Raw genomic sequence first — 6,858 nt, 5'->3', positions numbered from 1 at the left:
GTCAATTGCCAACCCACGCTCAGCCATCATTTCTTCTAAATCACGATAGCTAATGCCCTATTTGCAATACCAACGTACACATTCCAGAATTAGATCCACATTAAAGTGCCGCCATTTGAAATCAATTGGATTTTCAGACATTTGCTGCTCTATAGAAAATCACAATTATACCCTAATCCTAATTTTTTCAATGCAGCCAGTGAATTCAATATCTCGATACAAGTCTTCACATCGATACATTAACCCTCATAAAAACCATCGGATTGCGGCCTTACGTCCTTCCTCAAATATTAATATAGAGGAAGCAATGCCAATGGCCATTAACCACTGAGCAAGAGTCAAATAAGACGTGCCAAAAATAGACTGTGCCGGTATCCAGTGTACTGCCAGAACTTGAAGAATAACAACAGCGGTGAGGGATAGCCATAACATTCGATTTTGGAAGAAACCTTTGCCAAAGGCCGAGCCTTTCTCAACACGTGCATTGAACACATTGAAAAACTGGAACAGCACAAATGTGGTAAAAGCAAGTGTCAGTGCTGTTTGTTCATTGTAATTGTTCACTGCGTAGTACAGCACCCCGAGTGTACCTACCATCATAGTTATACCGAACACAAAAATACGTGCCAAACGCATCCATGGCAATACAGGCTCCAAACGATTACGTGGGGAATCGTTCATAATTCCCGGGCGTCCTGCATCTAAGGCCAGGGATACTGCAGGTGGCCCATCCATGATCAGTGCGACCCATAAGATTTGGATTGGATTAAAGGGTTCCGGTAATCCTAAGATAGGCGCGAAAAACACCGTCAGAATAGCGCCCACCGTAGTGGAGAGTTGGAAACGGATGAATTTGAGGATATTATCATAGAGTACTCGCCCCTGTTCGACTGCACTAACAATTGTTGAAAAATTGTCGTCCATAAGCACCATAGTTGCAGCTTCTTTTGCAACCTCAGTACCCACGACTCCCATCGCCACACCTATATCTGCATTTTTTAAAGCAGGGGCATCATTGAGGCCATCACCGGTCATCGCTACTACATGTCCCTTACTCTGTAGAACTTGCACGATCTTCACTTTATGAGCTGGCGAGACCCGCGCAAACACGGTAATATTGTTTATAACTTCGGCAAGCTGTAGATCATCCAACCGATCGAGTTCTTTACCAGAGATGGCCTCACCTTGTAGACCGAGTTCATGTGCGATAGCTACGCCTGTATCCGTATGATCACCCGTAATCATTTTAACCGCGATACCCGCCTGTTTACACTGCGCGATAGCTTGCTTTGCCTCGGTTCGTGGAGGGTCCTGTAGTCCGATCAGACCTATAAAAGTGAGATCACCAATCCAAACAAACAAATTATCCGATAAAACAAATTCATCGGCATCCAAAGTACGGGATGCTATGAGTAAACATCGAAGCCCGCGAGATGCCATAGTGCAGTACTGCTCTTCTATTTCTTCCTTGTGCTTGCTGTCCAATAGAACATTATGATCATCACTAAAAAAATGGCTGCAACGAGCCAGAAGAACATCTGGTGCTCCTTTGACAAAAATTTGCCCCCCTCTCCCAACACGGTGAAACGTCGCCATGAATTTATAGGTAGAATCAAACGGTATCTCGGCAATGCGCGGGTACTCAGTAAGTACTTGTTCGTGGTGAAGTCCTGCCTTTACCGTAAGTACTAGCAGAGCAGCTTCGGTCGGATCCCCAATGACTCGCTCATCCTCAATATGACTATCATTACAAGCGACTAAGGGGACTAAAAGTGGTTGCATGTCTGGCAGCACTGAGTTTCGTGTTTCATGAAGCACCGCACCCGAAGTACTGTAGCCCTCACCTGTAACTTTGAATCGCTGGCCAAGATAGAACAATTCACGCACCGTCATTTGGTTAAGTGTAAGTGTTCCCGTCTTATCAGAGCAAATAACCGTTGTGCAGCCCAAGATCTCAACACTCGCCAGACGCTTGACGATTGCACGGTGTCGCGCCATTTGGTGCATACCCAGAGCCAAAGTTACTGTGACAACTACAGGCAATCCCTCCGGCATTGCAGCAACGGCCAGCACAATAGCATCAATAATAGCATGTGTGACATTCTCGCCACGAAATAATTGAAATACAAACAAAAGGCTTATCAACAATAAGGCTATCGCACCCAGACGTTTGCCGAGCTGATCTAACTGAACTTGAAGTGGACTGAGAATCTCTGGTGTCAAAGCCAATTGTTGCGATAACTTTCCCATCTCAGTGTGCATCCCTGTGGCTGTGACCAGAAGTTCAGCTCGTCCGCGAGTGACCATGGTATTCATATAGGCCATATTTAATCGATCAGCTATTGGAGCATCTCTTTCAAACATTGCGTCCACATATTTTCTAACTGGTTGTGACTCACCAGTCAAAGTCGACTCATCAACATCGAAATTGGCTACAACCACCAATCTGCCATCAGCTGGAAGTCGGTCACCGGCTTCGACTAGTACTATATCCCCAGGCACTAAGGATGCCGCATTGATAGTATATTTCTTACCGCTACGCCGAACATGAGCCTGAACTGGAAGCATTTTTCGTAGTGCAGCTAAACTTTGTTCTGCTCGGTACTCTTGGTAGAAACTGACGAAAGCATTAATAACTACAATCGCAAGGATGACGCTGGCATCCTTAAAGTTTCCTATTAGTGTGGCGAGTACGGAAGCTCCAATAAGAATGAGAATCAAGGCGCTTTTAAACTGGGCCAGAAAAACCAGCAAAGGTGATCGTGAAGATTGGTTTTGGATTTGATTAATACCCACTGAAGCTAATCTTGTCGCTGCTTCTTGGTCACTAAGTCCTTTAGACAAATCCACATTAAGATGTAGCGCAACCTCACTAATTTCAAAGGTATGCCATGATTCGGTTTGAGTCATGTCAGGATCTTTCTCTGATTTAACATTCAATTGCATAGCACTCCCTTTTGAGTAATTAGAAACAAATATAGCCATGCGACTCGCAATATCATCGCGCTAATTATGTAATACGCATGTGAAACCCAATACGGTGGTGTTCCAAATTTTTTTTTGCGACATAATACTAGAATAGCATTTCAAAAGACTTTAATTTGATTGTTCTCCTACTGCGGCTCCGCGCGATCCACCCACCAATAGGCATTCTTTAATCATAAGCTGCCTTGTCATATAAAAAAAATCTTTATCGGGGTTTTAATATAAGAGCCAATTAAAGTTCTATGCAAAATTTCTGGAAAAAAATCATGACCAATATCTTCAACATGGTCCGACCAATTACTCCTGGAATATTAGTATATATCCTAGGTGTCCTTTTTGATATAAATTAAGGGAGACGGATATGTTTAAGTAGATACACAATAAAAAATAGCGGGGCGGTCATGATTTACTTTTTTTCTTAAATCAGGCCAATATAGTTTCCTATATTCAGCAGCAGTTAGTGTGGCTAATGATTCGGTTTCTTATCTCGTATTCGCGTAGGACTGTTTTTGTTCTGTTTCTGTCTTTATTAATTTCAGCTGCTCTTTAAAGTCCTGTACCTTATTATTCATCGAGCTCTCAGGAAGAGCAAAAATAGGTTCTTTATTTATTGTATTGCAAAACTTATTGATGAATTCTTTAAATCCAGTACTCATTGAGTCCATTTGCGATATTAATGCATCTAATTCAATGATCGATTCTTCGTGGGAGGCGGAGTTGCTCAAGCCAGGGTTATCCAGTTTGGTAATATAACTATCCGTTGCCAATGGTGATTTTGATGGATTAAGTTCAAAATTTTTCAATTCCTCTAATAAATAAGAAGTATACCTTTTTTCACTTTTAAGCATAGGGATTTTTTGTGTCTTTAAAGTTCTTTGTTCATCCAGTAGATTTTTGCAAGATATGGCTGTTTGCAACAAGGTGCATAAAAATAATTTTTCATTTTTATCATCGGTTGTATCGATGTTGATTTGTGTCAGTGCAATTAGCTTTTTTAATTCTTCGATATTGATATCATTTTCGATAACAAAACATATGGTTTCACTTTTCGCTTCTTCTTGCAGTTGCTTTATCCGTTGGAATTGTTGTTCAAGTTCATTGAGAGCCTTCTGCCTTAGAATTAATTCTTTTTTATTTTGTTTTAGTTCTTCTTCATAGCGAAGCTCATTTATTCTCCCACTTTTTAAAAGTTTTTTTAAACCAATATTTATCTCATATTTGGTATCGACAATGATCTGTGTATTCATTGCAGTTATTCTTTGGAGATCTTCAATTTTGGGTTTCACGACCCTAATGACATCTTCGGGAGGCATAATGGCTAAATGAGGCATTTTAAACTCCTGGATATTCTGAGCCTTTGTTAGGTACGCACGGGGTAAAACGCAGGCATTAAGACTTAAGGTTCGATATCGCTGAATCCAGGGATGCTATATCTTGTCCACCATAAAGTGTATTAACAAGTTCTCCTTGGGGATTAATAATAAAAGTGACTGGTACACCCATAATATCTCCCAAGCCTAGAGCAAACGCGGGATTCGATGCAAGTGAAGGATAAAGGATATTGAATTTTTTGATGAGCTTTTTTTGCTTATGTAAAGGTAATTCGTCATAATTGACTGCAAATAATGCGACCGAGTCTTTTTCGTGTTTTTGATAAAAGCGATTGAGTTCTGGAATTTCATCAACGCAGGTTTTACACCAACTTGCCCAGTAATTAATAAGAATCCATTTTCCCTTTAAAGATGAAAAAGAAATACTGTTTCCTTGAATGTCTTTAAGCTGCACATCTGCTTGGCTTATTGATGATATGGTCATAAAAATTAAAACAGCAAAAAAAGTTTTTATTTTCGAATTCATAGCTATCTCATGTGTGCAAAAGATATGTTAACGATAAAAAGATATTTTTTGCACTATACCAGAGAAATGCTATGATGGCTTCAATTTAAAAAAAATTTGAGCGTTTTCATGGCAAAACTCTATTTTTATTTTGCGGCAATGAATGCAGGAAAAAGTACGGTACTTTTGCAGTCCAGTTATAACTACCGTGAACGCGGTATGCAAACTTTATTATTTACACCTGCGGTAGATAATCGTTACCAACAAGGAGTGGTGCATTCTCGAATTGGATTATCCGAGGAGGCATTAATTTTTAATACCGATGATGATCTGTACCTAAAAGCGATGAAACAAGGGCAAAAATATGCATGTGTTTTAGTTGATGAAGCACAATTTTTAACAAGAGCCCAAGTACATCAATTAACAGAAATTACCGATCAATTGGGAGTCCCTGTTCTTGCCTATGGGTTACGAACCGATTTTCGTGGTGAATTATTTGAAGGCAGCCAGTATCTCCTGGCATGGGCTGATGAACTTGTAGAGCTTAAAACAATCTGTCATTGTGGTCGAAAAGCAACGATGATCTTACGCTTAAATGCACAAGGAGATGTTATTACTGAAGGAGATCAAGTCGTGATAGGCGGTAATGATATGTATTCATCAACATGTCGCAAGCATTTCAAAATACGTGATCCAGGTATTACTAAGATGCATGCCGAGCTTTGTGAGAAATCGATTTTTTAAAAAAGAAGACTATTATTCCCAATGGTACATATAAAAAAATAACCATTGTGAGTGAACCTGCAAAATATGAATATGCAACCGCCCATTTTCAAGTGGGGTATCAATTATCTGATTGCCAGAGGCTATGTATTAATACGCACACCCGAGCTCGTGTTGTCAACACCATGGTCTAAGGTCATTCGTTTCTCAACATCTTCAGATGATTTTTATTTAAAGCAAACACCATCAGCTGTTTTTTTATCTAGTGAGCCAAGGGTTATCCGGTTGTTATCCGAGCAGCTCCATGCCCGTGTACCGATGGTGCTCGCTAGTAATGATGATTTACATTGCTTTCTGATGAAAGATGCAGGGATGACTTTGCGTGAAACGCTTAAAGCCGACTTTAAAACGGAACTATTGTGTCAAGCAGTGACGCAATATGCTGCGATTCAACGCGCGACAGAAGGTTATATCAGCATCTTACTTCAACTAGGCTTGCCCGATTGGCGGTTAGATAAATTACCCTCTCTATATGATCAAATGATTAATCAAACTTCCTTTTTAAAAGCAGAGGGTTTAACGGGTGAGGAGTTGCAAAAATTACACGCCTTAAGCACGTCATTTTTCGCTCAATGCAAATTATTATCCGGTTACGGCATCCCTGAAACTATCGGTTATCACGATTTTCATGATAAAAATGTGCTTATTGAGCAAAATACTAAAAGGATGACATTCGTAGATTGGGGAGAAGCTGCTATCATTCATCCATTTTTTTCATTACATACCTGTCTTGAACATTCAATTACTCACCATGGAGTAAAAGAAGGAGCACTGATTTACCAGAAACTTCTGGATGCATGTTTGGAAAATTGGTTGGAGATAGCACCAAAGCAGCAATTGCTGGAGGCATTTATTTTAGCCAGACAGATACGACTGATTTGGAGCATCCTGGCCTGTTACCAGTTTATGTTAAGTGTGGATCCACAAACTTATAAAGCCTATTATCCCAATAGGCCTAGCCCAATTGCCTGTTGTTTTAGAAAATACCTCCAAAGTATGGAGCTTGATACTCGAAATGCTTACACAAGAATATATCCATTCCCATCAGGATCAGGTCCCTTTGCACAATAAACGGTTGCTTTTCAAACTATTAAACGGAGCGAATTTTAGCCTCATTTTGCGGGCCATAACTTTCCGGGTATCTATGTGCTCGCGGTATGGTGGTTTATATGACTGTTTATAGCAAAAGGGATGTCCTATGCCGAGGTGCATCAAACATTTCAGGATCTAATCATTTTAGTACTGAAAGTACTC

5 protein-coding genes and 1 pseudogene are annotated in these 6,858 nt (G+C 40.2%); 2 read left to right on the top strand and 4 right to left on the bottom strand.

Going from position 1 to position 6,858, the window contains the following annotated elements; all coding sequences use genetic code 11:
• Positions 1 to 60: 60 nt before the first annotated feature.
• The 4 genes and pseudogenes from EKG34_RS15420 to EKG34_RS15405 all read right to left on the bottom strand — a co-directional run.
• Positions 61 to 141 (bottom strand): annotated as a pseudogene (locus tag EKG34_RS15420) (IS6 family transposase); the annotation flags it as partial.
• Between the two features lie 105 nt (positions 142 to 246).
• On the bottom strand, positions 247 to 2,985 hold the full coding sequence (locus EKG34_RS15415) for a calcium-translocating P-type ATPase, PMCA-type (RefSeq protein WP_223800084.1): 2,739 nt from the start codon (positions 2,983 to 2,985) through the stop codon (positions 247 to 249).
• 482 nt (positions 2,986 to 3,467) lie between these two features.
• Positions 3,468 to 4,316 (bottom strand): hypothetical protein, encoded by an 849-nt coding sequence (locus tag EKG34_RS15410; RefSeq protein WP_003633812.1) that lies wholly within the window; start codon positions 4,314 to 4,316, stop codon positions 3,468 to 3,470.
• Positions 4,317 to 4,374: 58 nt separating this feature from the next.
• Positions 4,375 to 4,842: a TlpA disulfide reductase family protein gene (locus EKG34_RS15405; protein WP_003633814.1), complete on the bottom strand. Its 468-nt coding sequence runs from the start codon at positions 4,840 to 4,842 to the stop codon at positions 4,375 to 4,377.
• 108 nt (positions 4,843 to 4,950) lie between these two features.
• Between EKG34_RS15405 and EKG34_RS15400 the strand changes: the two genes are divergently transcribed.
• On the top strand, positions 4,951 to 5,565 hold the full coding sequence (locus EKG34_RS15400) for a thymidine kinase (protein ID WP_003633816.1): 615 nt from the start codon (positions 4,951 to 4,953) through the stop codon (positions 5,563 to 5,565).
• Between the two features lie 72 nt (positions 5,566 to 5,637).
• A complete protein-coding gene (locus tag EKG34_RS15395; RefSeq protein ID WP_223800083.1) occupies positions 5,638 to 6,675 on the top strand; it encodes a phosphotransferase in 1,038 nt (345 codons plus the stop codon).
• Positions 6,676 to 6,858 lie beyond the last annotated feature (183 nt).

Source organism: Legionella longbeachae, assembly GCF_004283175.1.
Lineage (GTDB): Bacteria > Pseudomonadota > Gammaproteobacteria > Legionellales > Legionellaceae > Legionella > Legionella longbeachae.
Note: the sequence above shows the minus strand (reverse complement) of the source record. Positions and strands in the feature narration are given on the sequence as shown.